The organism is Brevundimonas sp. (assembly GCF_044336875.1).
GTDB lineage: Bacteria > Pseudomonadota > Alphaproteobacteria > Caulobacterales > Caulobacteraceae > Brevundimonas.
In genome coordinates this window covers 34,973-56,277 of the sequence record NZ_JBIIOP010000016.1, presented here as the reverse complement: position 1 = coordinate 56,277, position 21,305 = coordinate 34,973, and the positions used below count along the sequence as shown (strand labels likewise).

The following is a 21,305-nucleotide window of genomic DNA, read 5'->3' as shown; positions in this document are numbered from 1 at the left end:
TCGCAGCATTGGGGGATGTGGCCATGAAGGGCAGCAGGCGTGAATTTCTGGCTCGGATCGCGGCGGTCGGCGGGACCGGCGCCCTCTATACGACCATGCGCATGCTTGGCCTGGTCGACGACGGCGTGGCCCATGCCCAGACGCCGGCTTTGGCCCCGGGATCCGGCGCCGGTCGTTCGGTCGTGATTTTGGGCGCCGGCCTGGCGGGCCTGAGCGCGGCTTACGAACTGGGCAAGGCCGGCTATTCGGTAAAGGTGCTGGAGGCCCGCGACCGCGTCGGCGGCCGCAACTGGTCGGTTCGAAACGGGGACCGGATCGCGCACCTGACCGGTCCGGACCAGATCTGCAGCTTCGACGACGGTCTCTACTTCAACGCGGGGGCGGGGCGGATCCCCAGCCACCACCAGGCGACCCTGGGCTATTGCCGGGAACTGGGCGTGGAGTTGGAGGTGATGGTCAATCAGTCCTTCTCGACGCGAATTCAATCCGACACGCTGAACGGCGGCAAGCCGCTGCAGATGCGTGAAGCCGCCTATGGCGTGCGAGGTCATGTCGCTTCTCTGCTGGCCAAGGCGGTCAGGAACGGCGGCGTCGACACGGCCCTGACCGGGGCCGACGTGGAACGGCTGGTCGACTCTCTCGTCGAATGGGGCGGCCTGGATCCCGATCTGGCCTTCACCCACGGCGACCGTCTCGGTTTCGAGATCGAACCGGCGGCAGGCGCCATATCCGGCAAGACCCGCGACGCCATGACCCTGGCGGCCCTGATGCATCCGCTGGCCTGGGGCGCGCCCGGCTTCACGGACGCCATGGACATGCAGGCGACCATGCTCCAACCCGTCGGGGGCATGGATCGCATCCCCGCAGCCTTCGCCGACCGACTGGGCGGCGCCGTCACCCTGAATGCGGAAGTAGTGCGACTGTCGCGTCGCGGCGACGGCGTGGAGATCGCCTGGCGGGACAAGCCCACGGGCGAGACCACGACGATCCGGGCAGACCATTGTCTCTGCACCATACCCTTCCCTGTGCTGAAGGATATCGCCAACGACTTCCCCGCCGCCAAGAAGGCGGCCATCGCCCGCACCAGCAACGGCGACGCCTTCAAGATCGCCTATCAGTCCCCACGTTTCTGGGAGACGGAGGCCCAGATCTACGGCGGGCTCAGCTTCTCGGACCGCGACACCTTCATGACCTGGTATCCGTCCGGCGGCTTCCACCGCCCGACCGGCGTGCTGGTCGCCGGCTACAGCTTCGGCCGCGGCGCGGTCGGCATGGGGGCGCGCTCCCTGGCCGAGCGTGACGACTACGCCCGACAATCGATCGAGCGGCTGCACCCCGGTCGTGGCGGCGCGATCAGCCGCCCCGTCTCGGTCAGCTGGGCGAATATTCCCTATTCAAAGGGGATAGCCGCTCATATGGCGGCGACCGACGCCGAGGCCTATGATCTGATGACCGCGCCGGAAGGGCCCTTCATCTTCGCCGGTGAACACCTGAGCCACGTCGGCGCCTGGCAACAGGGCGCATTCGTCAGCGCCTGGCGGGCCGTGGGCCAGATCGCCGAACAGACCCGCGCACGCGCGGCTTGAGTTGAAACCAGGAGCCTCACCGATGAAGACCGCTCTCGCCGCCCTTCCCCTCGTCGCCGTGCTGGCGTCCGCCCTGCCCGCCTCGTCGCAGGAGGTCGAACGCACCTATGCCTCGCCGCAAAGCATCATCGCCGCCACCTCGACAGTCCCCGCCGGATCGAAATTGGTCTTCCTGAGCGGCGCTCTGCCCGACGCCGCCGACCCAACCGCCGAACGCGGCACGATTGCCTATTACGGCGACACAGAAACCCAGACCGCCAGCGTCTTGTCCAAGATCGAAGCGACGCTGAAGGCCCAGGGGCTGGGCCTGGGCGACGTCGTCTCCATGACCGTCTATCTGGTCGGCGACCCGGCCAACGACGGCCGCATGGACTTCGCCGGAATGATGCGCGCCTACGGCAAGCATTTCGGCACGACCGATCAACCCCACCGTCCTTCGCGTTCGACCGTACAGGTCGCCGCCCTCGCCGCCCCCGGCTTCCTCGTCGAGATCGAGGTCACGGCGGCGAAGGCTCCGTCTTCCCAGTAAAGGCTGCCCCCTTGCGTCCCACCTTCATCAACGTCGGCGAACGAACCAACGTCACCGGCTCGGCCAAATTCCGCAAGCTGGTGGTCGAGGGCGACTATTCGGCCGCGCTGGACGTCGCCCGCCAGCAGGTCGAGGCCGGCGCCCAGGTCATCGACATCAACATGGACGAGGGCCTGCTGGACGGCGTCGTCGCCATGCGGACCTTCCTCAACCTGATCGCCGCCGAACCCGACATCGCCCGCGTGCCGGTGATGATCGACAGCTCCAAATGGGAGGTGATCGAGGCCGGGCTGAAGTGCGTTCAGGGCAAGCCCATCGTCAACTCCATCTCGATGAAGGAAGGCGAGCAGGCCTTCCGCGATCACGCGATCAAATGCCTGCGCTATGGCGCCGCCGTCGTGGTCATGGCCTTCGACGAGGTGGGCCAGGCCGACACCGCCGCCCGCAAGATCGAGATCTGCACCCGCGCCTATCGCATCCTGGTGGACGAGGTGGGCTTCCCGCCCGAGGACATCATCTTCGACCCCAATATCTTCGCCGTGGCGACGGGGATCGAGGAGCACGACAACTACGCCGTCGACTTCATCGAGGGCACGCGCGAGATCAAGCGCACCCTGCCCTATGCCCGCGTCTCGGGCGGGGTGTCGAACGTCTCGTTCAGCTTCCGCGGCAACGAGCCGGTGCGCCGGGCGATCCACAGCGTCTTCCTGTATCACGCCATCGCGGCGGGCATGGACATGGGCATCGTCAACGCCGGCGACCTGCCCGTCTACGACGACATCGACGCCGAACTGCGCGAGGCGGTCGAGGACGTGATCCTGAACCGGCCGCAGCGGACAAACGTCTCGAACACCGAGCGGCTGGTCGATATGGCCCCCCGCTACAAGGGCGAAAAGGGGCAGGCCCGCGTCGTCGATCTGAAATGGCGCGAACAGCCGGTCGCCGCCCGCATCGCCCACGCCCTGGTCCACGGCATCACCGAATTCATCGAGGCCGACACCGAGGAGGCCCGCCTGGGCGTCGAACGTCCGCTGCACGTCATCGAAGGCCCGCTGATGGACGGGATGAACGTGGTCGGCGACCTGTTCGGCTCGGGCAAGATGTTCCTGCCCCAGGTCGTGAAGTCCGCCCGGGTGATGAAACAGGCTGTCGCCTGGCTGGAACCCTTCATGGAGGCCGAGAAGGCCGGAAAGCCGCGCGAACAGGCCGGCCGGATCCTGATGGCCACGGTCAAGGGCGACGTCCACGACATCGGCAAGAACATCGTCGGCGTCGTGCTCCAGTGCAATAATTACGAGGTCATCGATCTCGGCGTCATGGTCCCGGCCGACCGGATCCTGGACGAGGCCAAGGCCCACAACGTCGACATCATCGGCCTGTCCGGCCTGATCACCCCGTCGCTGGACGAGATGGTCTTCGTCGGCGCCGAGATGGAGCGGCGCGGCTTCGACATCCCCCTGCTGATCGGGGGCGCCACCACCAGCCGCACCCATACGGCGGTCAAGATCGAGCCGGCCTATCGCCGGGGCTCGACCACCTATGTCGTCGACGCCAGCCGCGCGGTCAGCGTGGTCTCGGGGCTGCTGTCCAAGACCGACAGGGCCAGGAACGAGCAGGCGACCCGCGACGAATATGTCCGCATCCGCGAACAGTACGCCCGTGGTCAGGAGGTCAAGGCGCGCGCCACCCTGCCCCAGGCGCGCGACAACCGGTTCCGGATCGACCCGGCCCAGCCCATGCCCGGCAAGCCGGCCTTCATCGGCGTGCGCGCCTATGAGGCCTGGGATCTGCAGGATTTGGCCGACCACATCGACTGGACGCCCTTCTTCGCCAGCTGGGAGCTGATCGGCCGCTACCCGCTGATCCTGGAAGACGAGATCGTCGGCGAGGCCGCGCGCGACCTGTTCGAGGACGCCAAGGTCATGCTGAAGCGGATCATCGACGAGAAGTGGTTCACGGCCAAGGGCGTGGTCGGCTTCTGGCCCGCCCGCGCCGTCGGCGACGACGTCGCCGTCTTCGCCGACGAGAGCCGCGCCGAGGAGATCGCCCGCTTCCACACCCTGCGCCAGCAGATCAAGAAATCGAACGGCAAGCCGAACCTGGCCCTGTCCGACTTCGTCGCAGAAGAGGGCGAGGATTATATCGGCGCCTTCGCCGTCACAGCCGGCCACGGCGAACTGGAAGTCGCCAAACGGTTCAAGGACGCCGGCGACGACTATTCCGCCATCCTGGCCACGGCCCTGGCCGACCGCCTGGCCGAGGCCTTCGCCGAACGGCTGCACAAGGAGGTCCGCACCAGCCTGTGGGGCTACGCCGCCGACGAGGCGACCAGCGTCGACGCCCTGATCGCCGAACAGTACCAGGGCATCCGCCCCGCGCCCGGCTATCCGGCCCAGCCCGATCATACGGAAAAGGCCACCCTGTTCCGCCTGCTGCAGGCCGAGGACAACGCCGGCATGGCTCTGACCGAGAGCTTCGCCATGACGCCCCCGGCCTCGGTCTCGGGCCTCTATTTCGGCCATCCGGGCAGCCATTATTTCGGCGTCGGCAAGATCGACCTGGATCAGGTCGAGGACTACGCCCGTCGCAAGGGCTGGGACCTGGCCACGGCCGAACGCTGGCTGGCCCCGATCCTCAACTACGATCCCTACGCCCGCCAACGCGAAACGGCGGCCTGAGCGCGAGCCCGGACCGCCGTTCGAAACCCTCTGCCGCCGTGACGATCAGTTCGTCGCGGCGGGAGCCTCCAGGCCGACCTCGGCCGGAGTCGCCGGCGGGGTGGTGATATTGGCGCGGATCCGGCGGGCGGCGTGTTCGCAACGGCCCGGCAGACCATAGAATAGGCCGAAGGACTGGCTGCGCGCAGCCTCGTCCTGGCTGGCCAGAAGCGGCGCCCATTGCGCCTTGGCGGCGGCGGCGGCCTGTTGCGCGGCGGCCTTGGCGGCGGCGGTCTGACGCGGCTCGGCGGCGGCCAGAGCACTGCGGAAATCCTGGGCTTCGAGACGGCCCAGACGCACCAGTTCGACATCTTCCGGCGCGTGGTCGGTCAGGGTGTCGCCCAGATCGGCGTGACCGGTCACCAGGGCGTCGCACCAGGCCACCAGCGGATAATCCTGCGTCGGCGCGCCCCGCGGCAGCGGGTTCGCATAGGCGATCGCTTCGCGGACTTTCAGGGCATCTGCGGTCTCGGCGTTGCGGTTTCCGGTAACGATCGGACCGTCCTGATCCTGGGCCGAGGCGGAACCCGACGCGAACAGCGACAGGGCGGCGATACCGGAGACGAGGAGCTTCTGCATAATCTTCCTTGAGATGCGCCGCACGCGAGCGGCGATCATCAACGCTCGTCCGCCTCGATGGTTTTTCTACGGCGCCGCTTAAACGAAAAAGGCGGCGGAGCGTTGCTCCGCCGCCTCAGTCTTGTGTCGTTAACCAGCCTTAGAACTTGGCGGTCAGACCGACGTAGTAGCGACGACCCAAGACGTCATAGGTCGACGGGTCAGTGTTGGCCTGAACACCCGGCGAGTAGACGTTCGGCTGTTCGTCGGTGAGGTTGTTCACACCGGCGCGCAGCGAGACGTTGTCGTGGATGCTCCACGAACCGTTCAGGTCGAAGTAGTCGATGGCCGGCAGGGTGTCGGCGCCGTTGAAGATCTCCATCTCCCCGACGCGACGCCAACGGAGCCCGGCCCCGAAGGCGCCGTTGGACCAGTTGATCGTCGTCAGCGACTTCCATTCCGGGAAGGTGCGGCCGAACACGCTTGAAATCGTACCGGTGCGGTCCGTGAAGACGCCGCCAGCGACGACGTTGTCTTCATAGTTTTCCAGCCAGCTGACGATCGCATTGACATCGAGCGAACCCCACGCCGGAGCACCGGCATCGGCCAGATCGAAGCGCCAGTCGGCCTGGAAGTCGATGCCCGAGGTCTTCACCATACCGAGGTTGGCGTTGTTCTCGAACGTGTTGGTGATGTTGCCCGACAGCGGATCACGGCTGAACAGCTGGCAGTAGCTGTTGTTCGGATCGAACGTCGGGTTTTCACCGGTCGCGTTGAAGCAACCTTGCAGTTGTTGGTCGACCGTGATGGCGCCGATCGCGTCGGTGATTTCGATGTTATAGTAATCGACCGAGGTGGAGATGCCCGACAGCAGCGGTTGCGAGAACGGCGATTGCCAGACAACGCCGACCGACCAGCTGTCCGAGGTTTCTTCGAACAGATCCGGGTTGCCGCCGCTCACGCCTTGAACCTGCTCGTTCGAGTAGACGAAGGTCGCATAGTCTTCGGCACGAATGCCTTGAGCGACACACAGGGCTTGAATGGCCGCCGCGTTCGGATTGCCGGGCTGACGATAGCTACTGTTGACGTCACAGGGGTCACCCTCGATGCCGTCCGCCGAAGCCGCGCCGATGGCCGGGAAGCCGACGTTGACGGGCGAGAACAGTTCACCGATCGAGGGCGCGCGAACGGCGCGGTTGTAACCGCCGCGGACGCGCAGGCCGTCGATGATGGTCCAGTCCAGATCGGCGCGATAGGCGCTGGTGCCGCCCGTCAGATTGTAGTCAGCGTAACGATAGCCGACCGTCAGATCCAGAGCCTGGATGAAAGGCAGATCGGCGAGCAGCGGGATCAGGGCTTCACCGAACAGTTCGCGCGAACTCGTACCGCCCGACAGAGGCTGAGACGGGTTAAAGCCGGCGATTTCCGAACCACCGACATTGCCGCCGTCAGGCAAGCCGTCGGCGCCCAAGTGAGGCGTGACAGGGTTGATCTGAGCCAGCGAACCGTCGGCCTGGAAGTCGTAGTCGTCCTGGCGATATTGAACGCCGAAGGCGACGCGGACTTCACCAGCCGGCAGGTCGAAGGCCTTACCTTGCAGGGAGGCTTCAACGACGCGCTGTTCGGTGACCGTCTGGTTACGGGCCGAACGACCGATGAAGCTGACGCATTCGGCCGACAGGTTGGTCACACCGAACGGATCGAAGCCGCCAGCGCAGAGGCTAACGCCGCCGTCCGCAGCATCAAGCAACGCCTGGACGGAGGACCGCGAGACGTTGCCGCTCTGCGTGGTTACATTGCTGACCCGGCCGTAGGACGCATAGACGTCATAGGTCCAGGAGCTCTTCGGGACCTCTCCGCGGATACCCGTGGTCAGTTGGTACACATTGTACTCGTCCTTGGAGTGACGACCGCCCAGCGAGGTGAAGCGCTTGTTGAGCAAGAACGACGCATCCGGATCCGGGCGGGCGTTCAAGAAGGAACGTAGATCAGCGGTGATGAACGGGTTGGTCGACGGAACACGGAAGCCAGTGGCGTTCGCAGCCGGCGAAGCGGCCAGTTCGGAGTCGGCCACATACTGCGTGAACAGCGCGTTGACGTAAACTTCGGCGTTATCGTTGATGTGGTAATTGCCGCCGGCATAGGCGTTCCAGCGGTCAAGCGGCAGTTGCATATAGTTCAACGGGCCGGTGTTGAACGTGTAGTTCGCGCCCGGAGCCGTGTACTCGATGCCGGCACCTGCCGGGTTCTGGACATTGACCTTGCCGGTGTAGGCAAAGATCGAACCGTCGTCATTGAAACCAAGCTGGCCGCCCGGACCAACCGGGACGCCAAAGTAGGACGCCATGAAGGCTTCCGAAGGACGGTTTCCAGCATCCAGGATGGTCGACCCCAGCGGTGAGGTCGTGGACGCGCCGGAGACGGCCGCGAACGGACGCGCGGCGTTGAAGATCATCTCACGGGTCGAACGACCGACCGACAGGACCATATTGCCCTTGTCATCGGCGAAATTGCCACCGACGGTCAGGGAGTAGCTCTGGGTGACGCCGTCGTCGCGGTCAGTCTGACCATACTGAGCGTCGAACTGAATGCCTTCAAAATTCTCGTTGAGAATGAAGTTGGCCACACCGGCCAAAGCATCCGACCCATAGGCCGCGGACGCCCCGCCCGAGATGACTTCGATGTTTTTGATGAGCGCGGTTGGGATGATCGACACGTCAACGGCGCCGGACGCGTTCGACGGCACCAGACGGCGACCGTTCACCAGCACCAGCGTACGGTTGGTGCCCAGGTTGCGCAGGTTGATGTTGGCCTGACCGCCGTTGGACGGGTTGTTCGAGGTCGAGCCGATCGACGGCGTAAACTGCGGCAGATCGTTAAGCAGGCTCTCGATCGTCACCGCGCCGGTCTGTTGAAAATCGGCGGCGTCGGTGGTCACGACCGGGCTCGTCGAGCGGTAGTCTTGGCGCGCGATCCGCGAGCCGGTCACGACGATCTCACCGACTTCGGCAGGTTGGTCGGCCTCTTGTGCGAACGAAGGCGTCGCCGCCATCACCATGGCCGCGCCGCCGATAATGGTGGTCGCCAGCAGTCCGCGGCGATAGTTGATATTGCTCAAGGCTATTTCTCCCGTGAAGGACCGTAATCGTCGGAACGAGCAGTCCAATCAAAAGCCATCCCCGACCCAACGATCGGTTGCGGGGAAATCATACCAACGCTCTCTACAAGTCCAGCAAGAAGACCAAAACTCGACACAATGGAAACATCCCTGTCGCAAAGACGCCACACCAGCGTCGCTCAAGCCGACACGACAACCGCAATCAGCTCCGGCATTCCCTGCCAGCGTCCACGCTTTTACTGGAGATAATTATGGCTTCGCCATTCGCAATGCCTAGAATTTCCCCGTCAATTATTGTCGCTATGGGAGTTTTTTTTACCTCAAATACAGCCTCCTCTCAGGATCTTTCACCCGAACACAGAGAAGATCTTCTGACTACTTTGATTCAGTGTCGACAAATTGGTGAGGCTGAACAGCGCTTGGCCTGCTTCGATAGGGCCGCGAGTGAAATTGCGGGTGCGGGTGAGATTGCGATAGTGAGTCGGGAGGACATCACACGAGACCAACGCAGCCTCTTCGGTTTCAGCGCACCAATGATGAACCCATTCAATCGGGGCGGAAGAACTGAAGAACTGCAGTCGATCACCGCAACCTTGACGTCTGTACGTGATGGGGGACGCGGGGCTTGGGTGCTGACTCTGGACGATGGGTCTGTCTGGCGCGCTATCGACAGCACAACGCCGACCTTCTCCATTCGAAGGCAATATCCAGTCACTGTGCGTCGCGCCGCCATGGGCAGCTATATGATGAAGGTCGGCGACACCCCGCCTTTTCGAGTTCGCCGAGAGTAGCGCTACCGTTCGACCGCCACTCTGGCCGCATAAGGCGCCGGTTCCGGGGTGCAGGAGGCAGCGACCAGTTGCATCGCCATGAGACACAGCACCGCCGCCGCGATAGGCTGGAGCCGATTTGAGACAGCGAAGGCGATCGAACGGGCCATGGCGGACGCTCCGGAGAGGATTACCGAGAGGTTAAGGCAAGGCTTGAGCCAGTCCCGGAGCGGCCGGTCGTGATTCCTTTCGTGCGTGAGTTCGACTTCGCCTACGGGCGGCGGGATCAGGTCTCGCCGCTGATTCAGCGGGTGATCGCCGACAATCCGGGGCCGTTCACCTTCACGGGCACCGGGACCTATGTGGTCGGGCGGCCCGATGCGGGATCAAGCGTGGCGGTGATCGATCCCGGCCCGATGGACGCCGCCCATCTGGAAGCCCTGCTGAAGGCGGTCGAGGGGCGGACAGTGAGCCATGTACTGGTGACCCACACCCACCGGGACCACGCCCCCCTCGCCCGCCCCTTCGCCGAACAGACGCGGGCGAAGGTGCTGGCGGCGCGGCCGCCGATGCAGGAAGTCCATGCGTCCGGGGCGCTGGACGAGGATGAGGATGCGGACTTCTTCCCCGACGTCGTGCTGGCCGGAGGCGAGGTGATCGAGGGCGACGGCTGGACGATCGAGGCGGTGTTCACGCCGGGCCATGCGTCGAATCACATGGCCTTTGCGCTGATCGAGGAGAACGCCCTGTTCTGCGGCGATCACATCATGGGCTGGGCGACGACCGTCGTCGCGCCGCCGGACGGGAGCATGCGCGCCTATCTGGCCAGTCTGGAGGCGGTGATCGCGCGTGAGTTTCGGACATTGTGGCCGACACATGGAGCGCCGGTGACCGAGGTCGCGCCCTTCCTTGAAGCCTATCGGGCGCATCGGCTGGAACGGGAGGCGCAGGTGCTGGCGCGGCTGAAGGCCGGAGATCGGCGGGTCAGCGAGATGGTCCCGGTGCTTTATGCGGCGGTGGATCAGCGGCTGTGGCCGGCGGCGTCGCTGTCGGTGCTGGCGCACATGATCAAGCTGGTCGAGGACGGGGTCGCCACCTCGACCGGGTTCGATCTGGCGAGCGAGTTCAGCCTGGCCTAGCGGGCTTCGGCTTCCAGGGCCGTGACGATCTTGGCCATCAGGCGGCAGGTGGCGCCGCCATCGGGACGAGGATCACGGGCGGCGACGCGGATGTCGGTGCGGCCGGGACGGATGCGGATCACGGCGTCATAGGCGAAGCCGAACCAGGCGTCCTCGTGCACGCCCTCGACCTCAAAGGTGGCGGCGCGGACGACGGGGAAGCCGGAATCGACCAGGGCCGAAACGGCCTGCTGGGCCAGGACCTGGGTCGGGATCGAGCGGGCGCCAGGGCAGGTCTCGGGACCGGTCACGCCGGACGCGTCGCGATGGATCCGGGCGGCGCGGGTGAAGGTCGGCGGCTCGGCGACATTGGTCGAGACGTCGCGCGACGTCGGCTGGGCCAGACGCTGCCCCTGGAAGAGGAAGCCGCCCACCGTGCCCCCGGCGAGAACCAGGGCGATCAGGGCGAAGACGCCGCGCCGGCCCAGGTCGCGCAGGGCCAGCACCGTGACGACCAGGGCGGCGGCCAGGGCGACCCAGCCGAACGCCCGCGCCACGGTCCAGGTCAGCAGGTCGTGGGTGATCGCCCGGTCGACGCCGCCGAACAGGGTCGCCGCCATCGCCGCCACCACCAGGACCGGAGCGACCCCGGTCAGGGCGGTCAGCCAGGGGATGACGGCGGGGACAGGCTTCTTCGACGGCATCGAGGCTCCAGAGAGGATCAGGCGGCGGCAGGCTCCGGCAGACGGTAGTCCTTCATCCGTTCGCGCAGAAGCTTCTTGTCGATCTTGCCCGTGGCGCCCAGCGGAATCTCCTCCACCGCCACCACGTCGTCGGGCATCCACCATTTGGCGATCTTGCCCTGCAGGAAGTCGAGATGCTCCTGCTTGTCCAGGGCCTCGCCCTCTTTCAGCTTCAGCAGCAGGACCGGACGTTCGTCCCATTTGGCGTGGGCGGCGCCGATGACGGCGGCCAATTCGACCTTGGGATGGCCGACGGCGATATTCTCGATCTCGATCGAGCTGATCCACTCCCCGCCCGACTTGATGACGTCCTTGGAGCGGTCGGTGATCTGCATGAAGCCCAGCGCATCCACCGTGGCCACGTCGCCGGTGTCGAAGAAGCCGTCCCTGTCGAGGATCGAACCGTCTTCTCTGAAATAGGCGTTGGCCACGGTCGGGCCCTTGACCATCAGGTGACCGACCGCCTCGCCGTCGTGAGCCAGGGTCTGGCCGGCGTCGTCCTTTAGCGTCAGTTCGACGCCCAGCGGCGGGGTGCCCTGTTTGGTGCGATAGGGCAGTTGTTGCTCGAACGGCAGCTTGGCCAGTTCGGGCGTCATATTGGACAGGGTGCCGATGGGCGAGGTCTCGGTCATGCCCCAGCCCTGCAGCACCTCGATCCCATAGTCGTCGTGGAAGGCGCGGATCAGGCTTTCCGGCACGGCCGACCCGCCGATCAGGACGCGGTTGACGGTCGAGAGCTTCAGCCCGTTCTGGCGCATATGGGCCAGCAGCCCCTGCCAGACGGTGGGCACGGCGGCCGAGAAGGTGACCCCCTCGGTCTCCAGCAGCTCATAGAGGGACTCGCCGTCCATCTTGGCGCCCGGCATGACCAGTTTGCAGCCCGAGGCCGGGCCGACGAAGGCGATGCCCCAGGCGTTGGCGTGGAACATCGGCACGACCGGCAGGATGACGTCCGAGGTCTTGCCGCCGACGACCGAGGACTGCAGGGCCATGAAGGTGTGCAGGAAGTTGGAGCGGTGCGAATAGAGCACCCCCTTGGGGTTTCCGGTCGTGCCCGAGGTGTAGCAGAGGCCGCAGGCGGTCTTTTCCTCGAAGTCGCCCCAGAGGCAGTCGGCGGACTGTTCCGCCACGATCCGTTCATAGGATTCGGCGCGCGGCAGCCCGGTCTGCGGCATATGGACGTCATCGGTCATGATGACGATGCGCTCGACCTTGGGGATGTGCGGCAGGATGGCTTCCAGCAGCGGCACGAAGGTCAGGTCGACGAAGATGATCCGGTCTTCGGCGTGGTTGATGATGTAGACGAGCTGTTCCGGGAAGAGGCGCGGATTCAGGGTGTGGCAGACCGCCCCGATGCCCATGATGCCGTACCAGGTCTCGATGTGCTTGTCGGTGTTCCAGGCCAGGGTGGCGACGCGGTCGCCCGGCTTGATTCCCCAGGCCTTCAGGGCGTTGGAGACCCGTTTGCCCCGGTCGTGGATCTGGGCATAGGTGGTGCGGACGATCGGTCCCTCGACCGAGCGGGTGACCACCTCGCGCTCGCCGTGCCAATTCTTCGCATGGTCGAGGATCTTGTCGACCGTCAGCGGCCAGTCCTGCATCAAGCCCAGCATAATCGTTTCCTTGTCCCTTGGTTGCGTCTGCTTGATGCGACGCTTGGGACGGAGGCTATCATTGGTGAACGGCGATAAGCAATGTGACGCAGGGTCAGTTTCCGCGCGACGGATCGTCTCCGGTAGCGCTCTCCATCCGACCACACTAGAAGGCCGCTCATGGCTATATTGATCGCGATCACGGGGGGCTCCGGCTCCGGCAAGAGCACCCTGGCGGAGGCCCTGGTCTCGGCCCTGCCGCCGGGCAAGGCGGTGCTTGTGCGCGAGGACTCCTATTATCGCGACGCGGCCTCCCTGCCCGGCTTCGACGCGGCCACCTTCGACTTCGACGATGTGGCGGCGCGCGACCACGATCTGATGATCGCCGATCTGAAGGAACTGAAGGCCGGACGACCGGTGACGGCGCCCCTCTATTCCTTCATCCACCATGGCCGCGATCCGGGCGGCGAGCCGATCCCGGCCTCGGAGGTCGTGATCGTCGAGGGCACTCATGTCCTGTGCACCCCAGAACTGACCGCCCTGTTCGACATCCGCGTCTTCGTCGACACACCCTCGGACATCCGCTTCATCCGCCGCCTGCTGCGCGACCAGGCCGAACGCGGCCGTTCGGCCGACTCGGTCGTGGCGCAATATCTGGCGACGGTGCGGCCGGGCCACGAGCGGCTGACCGAGCCGTCGCGCACCCACGCCGACTTCATCGTCGCCGACGCCACGGCGGCCGTGCGGCTGGAGGATCCCCAGGCGGTCGTGCGTCTGGCCGCGCCGGTGCTGGCCCATCCATTGCTGCAGGATCTGCTGGCCTAGGACCACGGCTAGGGTTCGCCGATCGCTTCAGCCCGTCGCAGGGCCTCGAGACGCCCTTGCTCCCTGACTGCGGCGCGCTTCTCTTCAAAGACAGCGCAGACGGCAGAGGGTCTGTGTCATTCCGGTCTTATGGCCCCATTATGCGGGCCACGCGTTTCAACATGGCCCGATTACGCCGTTTGGCGGTCTTCTCCCCGGAAAAGGAGATGAACCATGAGCCGTTCCCATCTGGTGGCCGCGTCGCTGAAGCGGTCGGCCGAAAAACCGTCCAGCCTGAAGATGGCGCTGACCGTCATCGGCGCCCTGTTCGGGGCGCCGGTCCACAAGGGGCCGACGCAATGATGCAGGGTCATGTGGAGGGCGGCGCCGTCGATCCCGCTCCGCCCCGACGATACAGGGTCGTGCCGTGCGATGCCGGATGGGCCGTGGCGGTCAATGGGGCGGCGACACGCCCCCTGCCCGACTGCGTCGCGGCCGAACGGCTGGCGGCGCGGCTGCAGGCCGAGGCGGACCGGCTGGACCGGAACCAGCACAGGGGCCTGCGATGAACCCGCCGCCGGCCATGGAGATCCTGGTGGTCCAGCCTGCGGGCGGCCGCTGGCGCGTGACCTCAAGCGACGGCCTGTTCGAAGGGGTGTTCGTCGACGCACGCTCGGCCGTGCGATACGCGGAGGCCGAGGCGCATCCGGGGCATGTGGTGGTGACCAGGCGGGGCGCCTCACCACACGCGGAGAGGTAAAAGAAAAAGGGCCGGAGCGTCGCCGCTCCGGCCCTGATTTCGCTCGGCGAAGGCGACCGATCAGGCGGCGCCGTCAGCCTTTTTCTTCGAGGCTTCCGAATAGATCAGCAGGGGCTGGGCCTTGCCGTCGATGACCTCTGCGTTGACCACGACCTCTTCGACGCCCTCGAAGGTGGGCAGTTCGAACATGGTCTCCAGCAGGATGCCTTCCAGGATCGAGCGCAGGCCGCGCGCGCCGGTCTTGCGCGTGATGGCCTTCTTGGCGACGGCGATCAGGGCGTCGTCGGTGAAGGTCAGTTCGACATTCTCCATCTCGAACAGACGCTTGTACTGTTTGACCAGGGCGTTCTTGGGCTCGGTCAGGATGGTGACCAGGGCCGTCTCGTCCAGATCCTCCAGCGTCGCCAGCACGGGCAGACGGCCGATGAACTCGGGGATCAGGCCGAACCGCATCAGATCGTCGGGCTCGACGCCCTTGAGGATGTCGCCGGTGCGGCGCTCGTCGATCTCCTTGACCTGGGCGCCGAAGCCGATCGAGGCGCCGGCCCCGCGCGCCGAGATCACCTTCTCCAGGCCGGCGAAGGCGCCGCCCACGATGAAGAGGATGTTGGCCGTGTCGACCTGCAGGAACTCCTGCTGCGGATGCTTGCGGCCGCCTTGCGGGGGCACGGAGGCGACGGTGCCTTCCATGATCTTCAGCAGGGCCTGCTGCACGCCCTCGCCCGAGACGTCGCGGGTGATCGAGGGGTTGTCCGACTTGCGGCTGATCTTGTCGATTTCGTCGATGTAGACGATGCCGCGCTGGGCGCGTTCGACATTGTAGTCCGAGGCCTGGAGCAGCTTCAGGATGATGTTCTCGACGTCTTCGCCCACATAACCGGCTTCGGTCAGGGTGGTGGCGTCGGCCATGGTGAAGGGCACGTCGATGATGCGGGCCAAGGTCTGGGCCAGCAGCGTCTTGCCGGAGCCGGTCGGCCCGATCAGCATGATGTTCGACTTGGCCAGCTCGACGTCGTTGTTCTTCGTCGCGTGGTTCAGGCGCTTGTAATGGTTGTGCACGGCGACCGAGAGCACCTTCTTGGCGTGCGACTGGCCGATGACGTAATCGTCCAGGACGTCGCGGATCTCCTTCGGCGTAGGCACGCCGTCAGTGGTCTTCTTGAAACCGATCTTGTGCTCTTCACGGATGATGTCCATGCAGAGTTCGACGCATTCATCGCAGATGAAGACGGTCGGGCCCGCAATGAGTTTGCGGACCTCGTGCTGGCTCTTTCCGCAGAACGAGCAGTACAGGGTGCTTTTGGCGTCGGAACCGGCTGCTTTGGTCATAGACCCTTATCTCACTCCCGCGGAGCGGACCGAAATGGCCCGAGACGCGCTTCCCTCACGATGATTCCAGCACTCTGGATGCGAAGGTCTTCAAAAAATGACAATCACCCATCCCACGTTCAACGACAACCCCGAAGGCAGGAGGGGATTGTTGCAGGGCGTGGATGGATCAGTGTCGACGGGGATCAAGGCGAATGTCTGACATGGGTAGTCTGCAGGAAATGCGCCAGTCCCCGGACGGTTTGCGTCCCATCGTGGCCTTCGACTTCGACGGCACCCTGACGATTCGCGACAGTTTCACCGAATTCCTGCGCTGGCGGGCCGGACCGGGGGCGTGGGCCCTTGGCCTGGTGAAGATGGCGCCGGCGGTTGCGGCCTATGCACGGGACCGAGACAGGGGGCGGATCAAGGCGGCCTCGGTGAAGGAGTTCCTGCGCGGCGTCCCGCGCGAGACCCTGGAGGCCGATGCGACGCGCTTCGCCGACCAAATCTGGGCCCGATTCATGAGGCCCGACGCGCTGGAGACCTGGAACGCCTGGGGCGGGCGCGGCGCCCATCGCGTAATCGTGACCGCCTCGCCCGAGACGACAGTGGCACCCTTCGCCCGGAAACTGGGCGCCGAGGCCCTGCTGGGCACCCAGATGGCGTTCGATTCGCAGGATCGGGTGACAGGCGCCTTCGCCGGGCTCAACTGTCGCGGCGAGGAGAAGGTGCGCCGGCTGAAGTCGACCTATGGCGAAAACATGGTCCTGACCGCCGCATACGGCGACACCTCGGGCGACACCGAGATGCTGGCCATGGCGCAGGAGCCGGGCTTCCGGGTCTTCACCCAGAGGCCGTAGGATCAGTTGCCGTCGGCGTCGACGTCGAAGACCATGGCCTTGCCGCGCGAGGTCGGGTCCCAGCCCGCCTCCATGGCCGAGGCCACGGCGTTGCGGACGGCGTCGACATTGACCCGCTGCTTCTCGACGTCCGGCCGGCCGTTGGGGCGCAGCGGGGGCGGAAACTGGACGATGGCCTCGCGCTTGAAATCGACGTTGCGCAGGGAGACGGCCATGCCCTCCCACTCCTTGCCGCCCTTGGGCTGGGGCTGGCGACGGATTTCCCAGGCGTAGGTCTCGCCGTCGACCTCGACCGTGCCGCTTGGATCTCGTGTGAACTGCATGGCGACCTGATAGCACAAAAGAAAAAGGGCGCACCGTCGGCGCGCCCTTTTCCGTTCGATCTTGGATCAGACCTAGTTGCCGGGCGTCTTCACGCCGTCGGCGTCGGCCTGTTCGCGGCGGTCGTAGACGTGGTCGACGATGCCCCAGTCCTTGGCCTCTTCGGCCGACATGAAGTGGTCGCGATCCAGGGTCTTCTCGACCTCCTCGTAGGTGCGGCCGGTATGGTGGACGTAGATCTCGTTCAGACGGCGCTTGGTGTAGCGGATGTCAGCGGCGTGCAGTTCGATGTCCGAGGCCTGGCCGCGGAAGCCGCCCGAGGGCTGGTGCACCATGACGCGGGCGTTCGGCAGGGCGATGCGCTGGCCCGCGGCGCCGGCCGTCAGGATCAGCGAACCGGCCGAGGCCGCCATGCCCATGACCACGGTCGAGACCGGGCTCTTGATGTATTGCATGGTGTCGTAGATCGCGAGCGCCGAGGTCACCTGACCGCCGGGGCTGTTGATGTACATGGAGATTTCCTTCTTGGGGTTCTCCGATTCCAGGAACAGCAGCTGGGCGCAGATCAGCGAAGCCATGCCGTCTTCGAACGGACCGGTCAGGAATATGATCCGCTCGCGTAGCAGGCGCGAGAAGATGTCGAAGGAACGTTCGCCGCGGCTGGATTGCTCCACCACCATCGGGACTAGGTTGGATTGCAGATAGTCGATCGGATCGCGCATGAAGGCCTTCTCGGATGCGATGGCGACGATTCAGCTTCGTGCGCCTGTTACCCTGCATATCGCGTCCGCAGCCACTCTATGCAAGGCGATGAAGCGATATGCGGAAATGCTCAGTCATCGTTGTCTTGACGATCATCGCGCTCCCCAACCATTCCTCGAACAATGTCGCGGGCCTGCTGAGACGAACGAGCTCGATCACGATTGGCATGATACAAGGAAGCCAGATAATCACGGTCCCACTGCGTCAGTCCGGCCAATTTGTCGGCCTGGGGTGAAAACAGATTGAGCACGCTGTCGTAATCGCTTGGGTCGGCGTCAGGTTCGACCTGGGCAAGGGCGATCATGGCCACATAGTCGCTCAGGGCGCCGAACCCGACCATGCCGATCTTGCTGACGTCCACAATGATGATGACGCGCGCGAGATCATCGCGAATATTGGACCGAAGACGCGAGGCATCACGAACTGCGATGGTCGGCGGATCTTCGTTATCGAGTCTGACTGCCACTTCTCCGGTATCCACACTGACTGGCAGACTGACATGCCACCAACGCACTGGCGCATCCGTCGTCTGGAATCGCCGTAAGGCACTGGAACCCAAGTCGGTATTGCTGCGTGCGGGCCTAAAACCTCGAGGATTGTCATCAACCAGCGCCGTCGCCAAGGCCCTCGCGTCCGCGGCAGCAACGATCATGATGTCCGGACGACAACCGGGTTCGCCGACCCCCAAACCCACGTCCACAGCCGCCCTGGCTACACGGTCCACCATGAACTGTGCATAGCGAGAATTCATGTTAGCGACGCCGACACAGATCGTTCTGTCCCAACGCGCCAACCCACGCCCACGCGGTGAGGCCGCGATGTCGTCGATGAAAGACTGCACCTGCGGCTCAAGTCGGCGCCCGGTCACTGTGACATCACCAAGTTCCGCAGGTCCTTGCTGAATCACAGTAGACGCGTCAGTCCCCTCTTGGAGAGAGGAAAAAAGCGATGCGGAAAAAGCGAGCGGCACCAGAATGGAAATCAGCAAGCTCATCGCAACCCGCGTTTGTCAGATCTAGAATCAGAAAAGGGCCCGCCAAGACGGACCCTTCCCCAAATATCAGTCAACAGAAGAATGAACAGTTACGCTTCCGTAAGGCGGAGCCTTACGCCTCGTCTTCTTCCTTCAGCAGCTCTTCCTTGGTGATCGGCGTGTCGGTCACGTCGGCGACGCCGACGATCAGGTCGACGACCTTCTCTTCATAGATCGGCGCGCGCATCTGGGCGGCGGCGTTCGGGTTCTGGCGGTAGAAGTTCAGGACGGCCTGTTCCTGGCCCGGATAGTTGCGGGCTTCCTGCAGGATGGCGGCGTTCAGCTCCTGGTCGGTGACCTGGACGTTGTTGGCGCGGCCGATCTCGGCCAGGACCAGACCCAGGCGCACGCGGCGCTCGGCGATCTTGCGGTATTCGGCCTTCAGGTCCTCGTCCGACTTGGCGGCGTCTTCTTCCGGCAGGCGGCCGGCGGCCTTGTCGGCCTCGACCTGTTGCCAGATGCCGTCGAACTCGGCGTCCACCATCTTCGGCGGCAGCGGGAAGTCGTGGGCCTCGTCCAGCTGGTCCAGCAGGGCGCGCTTCAGCTTGAAGCGGGCGGCGCCGGCGTATTGCTGGTCCAGGTTGGACTTCAGCAGCTCCTTCAGCTTGTCCAGCGACTCCAGACCGATGCGCTGGGCGAAGTCTTCGTCGACCTTGGATTCGGCCTCGGCCTTGATGGCCTTCACCTTGACGTCGAACGTGGCCAGCTTACCGGCCAGGTGGGCGGCCTGATAGTTCTCGGGGAAGGTGACCTCGATGGTCTTTTCCTCGCCGACCTTGGCGCCGGTCAGTTGTTCTTCGAAGCCGGGGATGAAGCGGCCCGAGCCGATCACCAGGTCCGCGTCCTCGGCGGCGCCGCCGTCGAAGGGCTCGCCGTCCAGCTTGCCCAGGAAGTCGATCGTCAGTTGGTCGCCCTCGGCGGCCTTGACGGTCTTGCCCTTCTTGTCTTCGTAGGTCTTGGCCTGACCGGCCAGTTCCGTCAGGGCTTCGTCCAGATCGGCGTCCGAGGCTTCGTAGGTCGGGCGGTCCAGCTTCAGGGTCTTGGGATCGACCGGGGTGAAGTCCGGCATGATTTCCAGCGACATTTCGTAAGCCAGGTCTTCCTGACCGGCGATGACCTTGTCCATGTCGGAGGTCAGTTTCATCTCGGCCGGGGCGGCCGGACGGATCTTGGCCTCGTCCAGGGCCTTCTGGCTGGTCTCGTTCAGTTCGGCGTTGATGATCTCGCCCATGAACTCGCGGCCGAAGGTCTTCTTGACGTGGGCGACCGGCACCTTGCCCGGACGGAAGCCCTTCAGCTTCACCTGCGGGGCGACTTCCTTGACGCGGGCTTCGAGCTTCTCGTTCAGCTCCGCGACGGGAATGGTGACCGCGATCACGCGGCTGAGGCCTTCGTTCGACTTTTCGACGACTTGCATGGCGGAGATTCTGACGCTCTGTGGCGCATGGGCCTTTGGGACGGCCGGCGCGGAATGGATAAAGCAAGAAGGCCGCCCCGTTGGGAGCGGCGCCTCGAAGCCCGCCCTTATGTCGAGAAGGGCCCCAAAGGTCAACGCGGGCGTCGTCGCGACCGGTGGTTTCGCAGCCGAGGCAGGCTTATGTTGGCCGGATGAGCCAGCCCGCCTCCCCCATCGGCGTCTTCGTCACGCCCGTCACCCCGCTGCAGCAGAACTGCACCACCGTCTGGTGCACGGCCACCAACAGGGCCGCTGTCATCGATCCGGGCGGCTCGGTCGATGCGATTCTGGGCGAGATCGCGCGGCGCGGTCTGATCCTGGATCAGATCTGGATCACCCACGGCCATCTGGACCACGCCGGCGGCGCGGCCGAGATGCAGGAGAAGACGGGCGTCCAGATCACCGGCCCGCAGAAGGCCGATCAGTTCTGGATCGACCGGATCGTCGAGAGCGGCAAGATGTACGGCCTGCCCGACGCCCGCCCCTTCACGCCCGACCGCTGGCTGGAGGACGGGGATACGGTCGAGCTGGGCGAGACGACTTGGGAGGTGCGCCACTGTCCGGGGCATACGCCGGGCCATGTGATCTTCTTCAACCGGGCGGCGCGGTTCGCTCAGGTCGGGGACGTGCTGTTCAAGGGCTCGGTCGGACGCACCGATTTCCCGATGAGCGATCCCCCGGCGCTGATCCGCGCCGTGGTCGAGAAACTGTGGCCGCTAGGCGACGACGTGACCTTCGTGCCGGGACACGGGCCGATCTCGACCTTCGGAGAAGAGCGGCGGACGAATCCGTTCGTGTCGGACGCGGCCTTGCAGCGGGTGCCGATCCGGCGGGAGCCGGTGGGGCCAGCCTAAACCTTCCTTCTCCCGTGGGTTGAGAGGGTCAGGACTAACGCCGCATCAGCATCCCGATGATGACACCGATACCCAAGGCGTAGAGAGTGGTCTTGATCGGGTGGTCCTGGATGCCTTCCTGAGCCCGATGCAGACGACCCGAGACTTTTTCGCGGATCAAGCCGGCGTCCTCACGCACCGCCTGACGCACGGACGGGGTGTAGCCGAAGCTGCGTGCTTCGCCCTCTGCGAGGATGGCGTCGGCCTGGCGGTCCAGACGCTGGGTCAGATCGTCGTCTTCCAGGACGATGTCGTCGGGCGAAGGCGGGGCGATAGGTGTCTGGGTCATGATGGTCTCCGGGTTCGGACGATCAACCCGGCGCAGGGCCGCCGGGTTCCCGCGCCCGTTTCAGCAACGTCGCGCGGCATGAGGC

21 protein-coding genes are annotated in these 21,305 nt (G+C 65.0%); 11 read left to right on the top strand and 10 right to left on the bottom strand.

Annotated elements, in window-relative coordinates; all coding sequences use genetic code 11:
- Positions 1–23 precede the first annotated feature (23 nt).
- From ACIQ1T_RS15415 to metH, 3 genes are read left to right on the top strand one after another with little or no spacing between them, the layout of a single operon-like run.
- Positions 24–1,586, top strand: coding sequence for a flavin monoamine oxidase family protein (locus ACIQ1T_RS15415; protein ID WP_395945431.1), 1,563 nt, complete (start codon positions 24–26; stop codon positions 1,584–1,586).
- Positions 1,587–1,608: 22 nt separating this feature from the next.
- Positions 1,609–2,115 (top strand): RidA family protein, encoded by a 507-nt coding sequence (locus ACIQ1T_RS15410; RefSeq protein ID WP_395945430.1) that lies wholly within the window; start codon positions 1,609–1,611, stop codon positions 2,113–2,115.
- Positions 2,116–2,126: 11 nt separating this feature from the next.
- On the top strand, positions 2,127–4,793 hold the full coding sequence (metH, locus tag ACIQ1T_RS15405; RefSeq protein ID WP_395945429.1) for a methionine synthase: 2,667 nt from the start codon (positions 2,127–2,129) through the stop codon (positions 4,791–4,793).
- A 45-nt stretch (positions 4,794–4,838) separates the two neighbouring features.
- Here metH and ACIQ1T_RS15400 read toward each other — a convergent pair whose 3' ends face one another.
- Together ACIQ1T_RS15400 and ACIQ1T_RS15395 are read right to left on the bottom strand one after the other, a co-directional pair.
- Positions 4,839–5,411 carry a hypothetical protein gene (locus ACIQ1T_RS15400; RefSeq protein WP_395945428.1) on the bottom strand — a complete coding sequence of 191 codons (573 nt, stop codon included), beginning with the start codon at positions 5,409–5,411 and terminating at the stop codon, positions 4,839–4,841.
- A gap of 139 nt (positions 5,412–5,550) precedes the next feature.
- Positions 5,551–8,508 (bottom strand): TonB-dependent receptor domain-containing protein, encoded by a 2,958-nt coding sequence (locus ACIQ1T_RS15395; RefSeq protein ID WP_395945427.1) that lies wholly within the window; start codon positions 8,506–8,508, stop codon positions 5,551–5,553.
- A gap of 251 nt (positions 8,509–8,759) precedes the next feature.
- On the opposite strand from ACIQ1T_RS15395, the gene ACIQ1T_RS15390 reads away from it, so the two are divergent.
- Entirely contained in the window at positions 8,760–9,299 is a 540-nt protein-coding gene (locus tag ACIQ1T_RS15390; RefSeq protein ID WP_395945426.1) for a hypothetical protein, read from the top strand.
- 218 nt (positions 9,300–9,517) lie between these two features.
- Positions 9,518–10,417: an MBL fold metallo-hydrolase gene (locus ACIQ1T_RS15385; RefSeq protein ID WP_395945425.1), complete on the top strand. Its 900-nt coding sequence runs from the start codon at positions 9,518–9,520 to the stop codon at positions 10,415–10,417.
- Here the strand turns inward: ACIQ1T_RS15385 and ACIQ1T_RS15380 are convergent.
- Positions 10,414–11,100 (bottom strand): DUF1499 domain-containing protein, encoded by a 687-nt coding sequence (locus ACIQ1T_RS15380; RefSeq protein WP_395945424.1) that lies wholly within the window; start codon positions 11,098–11,100, stop codon positions 10,414–10,416. The two genes, ACIQ1T_RS15385 and ACIQ1T_RS15380, sit on opposite strands and share 4 nt — an antisense overlap.
- A 17-nt stretch (positions 11,101–11,117) precedes the next feature.
- Positions 11,118–12,752: a long-chain-fatty-acid--CoA ligase gene (locus tag ACIQ1T_RS15375; protein ID WP_395945423.1), complete on the bottom strand. Its 1,635-nt coding sequence runs from the start codon at positions 12,750–12,752 to the stop codon at positions 11,118–11,120.
- Positions 12,753–12,911: 159 nt separating this feature from the next.
- Between ACIQ1T_RS15375 and udk the strand changes: the two genes are divergently transcribed.
- The 4 genes from udk (at position 12,912) to ACIQ1T_RS15355 (ending at position 14,295) form a co-directional block, all read left to right on the top strand.
- On the top strand, positions 12,912–13,556 hold the full coding sequence (udk, locus tag ACIQ1T_RS15370; RefSeq protein ID WP_395945422.1) for a uridine kinase: 645 nt from the start codon (positions 12,912–12,914) through the stop codon (positions 13,554–13,556).
- A 213-nt stretch (positions 13,557–13,769) separates the two neighbouring features.
- Positions 13,770–13,898 (top strand): hypothetical protein, encoded by a 129-nt coding sequence (locus tag ACIQ1T_RS15365; RefSeq protein WP_395945421.1) that lies wholly within the window; start codon positions 13,770–13,772, stop codon positions 13,896–13,898.
- The gene (locus ACIQ1T_RS15360) at positions 13,895–14,104 is read left to right on the top strand and encodes a hypothetical protein (protein ID WP_395945420.1); all 210 of its coding nucleotides are present in this window, start codon (positions 13,895–13,897) and stop codon (positions 14,102–14,104) included. Before ACIQ1T_RS15365 ends, ACIQ1T_RS15360 begins: the two co-directional genes overlap by 4 nt.
- Positions 14,101–14,295 (top strand): hypothetical protein, encoded by a 195-nt coding sequence (locus tag ACIQ1T_RS15355; RefSeq protein WP_395945419.1) that lies wholly within the window; start codon positions 14,101–14,103, stop codon positions 14,293–14,295. The genes ACIQ1T_RS15360 and ACIQ1T_RS15355 overlap by 4 nt, the downstream gene beginning before the upstream one ends.
- Before the next feature lie 60 nt (positions 14,296–14,355).
- Here ACIQ1T_RS15355 and clpX read toward each other — a convergent pair whose 3' ends face one another.
- Positions 14,356–15,624 carry an ATP-dependent Clp protease ATP-binding subunit ClpX gene (gene clpX, locus ACIQ1T_RS15350; protein ID WP_008260240.1) on the bottom strand — a complete coding sequence of 423 codons (1,269 nt, stop codon included), beginning with the start codon at positions 15,622–15,624 and terminating at the stop codon, positions 14,356–14,358.
- A 194-nt stretch (positions 15,625–15,818) separates the two neighbouring features.
- On the opposite strand from clpX, the gene ACIQ1T_RS15345 reads away from it, so the two are divergent.
- Complete coding sequence (locus ACIQ1T_RS15345; protein WP_395945418.1) at positions 15,819–16,466, top strand: HAD-IB family hydrolase; 648 nt, start codon at positions 15,819–15,821, stop codon at positions 16,464–16,466.
- 2 nt (positions 16,467–16,468) lie between these two features.
- Here the strand turns inward: ACIQ1T_RS15345 and ACIQ1T_RS15340 are convergent, their stop codons facing one another.
- The 4 genes from ACIQ1T_RS15340 to tig all read right to left on the bottom strand — a co-directional run bounded on the left by ACIQ1T_RS15340 (position 16,469) and on the right by tig (position 19,999).
- Positions 16,469–16,789, bottom strand: coding sequence for a hypothetical protein (locus ACIQ1T_RS15340; RefSeq protein WP_395945417.1), 321 nt, complete (start codon positions 16,787–16,789; stop codon positions 16,469–16,471).
- Positions 16,790–16,861: 72 nt separating this feature from the next.
- A complete protein-coding gene (locus ACIQ1T_RS15335) occupies positions 16,862–17,509 on the bottom strand; it encodes an ATP-dependent Clp protease proteolytic subunit (RefSeq protein ID WP_395945416.1) in 648 nt (215 codons plus the stop codon).
- A gap of 110 nt (positions 17,510–17,619) precedes the next feature.
- Positions 17,620–18,543, bottom strand: a complete 924-nt coding sequence (locus tag ACIQ1T_RS15330; RefSeq protein WP_395945415.1) for a hypothetical protein — start codon at positions 18,541–18,543, stop codon at positions 17,620–17,622.
- A 112-nt stretch (positions 18,544–18,655) separates the two neighbouring features.
- Complete coding sequence (gene tig / locus ACIQ1T_RS15325; RefSeq protein WP_395945414.1) at positions 18,656–19,999, bottom strand: trigger factor; 1,344 nt, start codon at positions 19,997–19,999, stop codon at positions 18,656–18,658.
- Positions 20,000–20,190: 191 nt separating this feature from the next.
- On the opposite strand from tig, the gene ACIQ1T_RS15320 reads away from it, so the two are divergent.
- The gene (locus tag ACIQ1T_RS15320) at positions 20,191–20,892 is read left to right on the top strand and encodes an MBL fold metallo-hydrolase (protein WP_395945413.1); all 702 of its coding nucleotides are present in this window, start codon (positions 20,191–20,193) and stop codon (positions 20,890–20,892) included.
- Positions 20,893–20,926: 34 nt separating this feature from the next.
- On the opposite strand, the gene ACIQ1T_RS15315 is transcribed toward ACIQ1T_RS15320, so the two are convergent.
- On the bottom strand, positions 20,927–21,220 hold the full coding sequence (locus ACIQ1T_RS15315) for a hypothetical protein (protein WP_395945412.1): 294 nt from the start codon (positions 21,218–21,220) through the stop codon (positions 20,927–20,929).
- Positions 21,221–21,305: the final 85 nt, after the last annotated feature.

Coding starts and splice junctions, on each gene's coding strand:
- ACIQ1T_RS15415 (WP_395945431.1), top strand. CDS start 24: ATGAAGGGCAGCAGGCGTGAATTTCTGGCTCGGATCGCGGCGGTCGGC.
- ACIQ1T_RS15410 (WP_395945430.1), top strand. CDS start 1,609: ATGAAGACCGCTCTCGCCGCCCTTCCCCTCGTCGCCGTGCTGGCGTCC.
- ACIQ1T_RS15400 (WP_395945428.1), bottom strand. CDS start 5,411: ATGCAGAAGCTCCTCGTCTCCGGTATCGCCGCCCTGTCGCTGTTCGCG.
- ACIQ1T_RS15390 (WP_395945426.1), top strand. CDS start 8,760: ATGGCTTCGCCATTCGCAATGCCTAGAATTTCCCCGTCAATTATTGTC.
- ACIQ1T_RS15380 (WP_395945424.1), bottom strand. CDS start 11,100: ATGCCGTCGAAGAAGCCTGTCCCCGCCGTCATCCCCTGGCTGACCGCC.
- ACIQ1T_RS15375 (WP_395945423.1), bottom strand. CDS start 12,752: ATGCTGGGCTTGATGCAGGACTGGCCGCTGACGGTCGACAAGATCCTC.
- udk (WP_395945422.1), top strand. CDS start 12,912: ATGGCTATATTGATCGCGATCACGGGGGGCTCCGGCTCCGGCAAGAGC.
- ACIQ1T_RS15365 (WP_395945421.1), top strand. CDS start 13,770: ATGAGCCGTTCCCATCTGGTGGCCGCGTCGCTGAAGCGGTCGGCCGAA.
- ACIQ1T_RS15360 (WP_395945420.1), top strand. CDS start 13,895: ATGATGCAGGGTCATGTGGAGGGCGGCGCCGTCGATCCCGCTCCGCCC.
- ACIQ1T_RS15355 (WP_395945419.1), top strand. CDS start 14,101: ATGAACCCGCCGCCGGCCATGGAGATCCTGGTGGTCCAGCCTGCGGGC.
- clpX (WP_008260240.1), bottom strand. CDS start 15,624: ATGACCAAAGCAGCCGGTTCCGACGCCAAAAGCACCCTGTACTGCTCG.
- ACIQ1T_RS15345 (WP_395945418.1), top strand. CDS start 15,819: ATGTCTGACATGGGTAGTCTGCAGGAAATGCGCCAGTCCCCGGACGGT.
- ACIQ1T_RS15340 (WP_395945417.1), bottom strand. CDS start 16,789: ATGCAGTTCACACGAGATCCAAGCGGCACGGTCGAGGTCGACGGCGAG.
- ACIQ1T_RS15335 (WP_395945416.1), bottom strand. CDS start 17,509: ATGCGCGATCCGATCGACTATCTGCAATCCAACCTAGTCCCGATGGTG.
- ACIQ1T_RS15330 (WP_395945415.1), bottom strand. CDS start 18,543: ATGAGCTTGCTGATTTCCATTCTGGTGCCGCTCGCTTTTTCCGCATCG.
- tig (WP_395945414.1), bottom strand. CDS start 19,999: ATGCAAGTCGTCGAAAAGTCGAACGAAGGCCTCAGCCGCGTGATCGCG.
- ACIQ1T_RS15320 (WP_395945413.1), top strand. CDS start 20,191: ATGAGCCAGCCCGCCTCCCCCATCGGCGTCTTCGTCACGCCCGTCACC.
- ACIQ1T_RS15315 (WP_395945412.1), bottom strand. CDS start 21,220: ATGACCCAGACACCTATCGCCCCGCCTTCGCCCGACGACATCGTCCTG.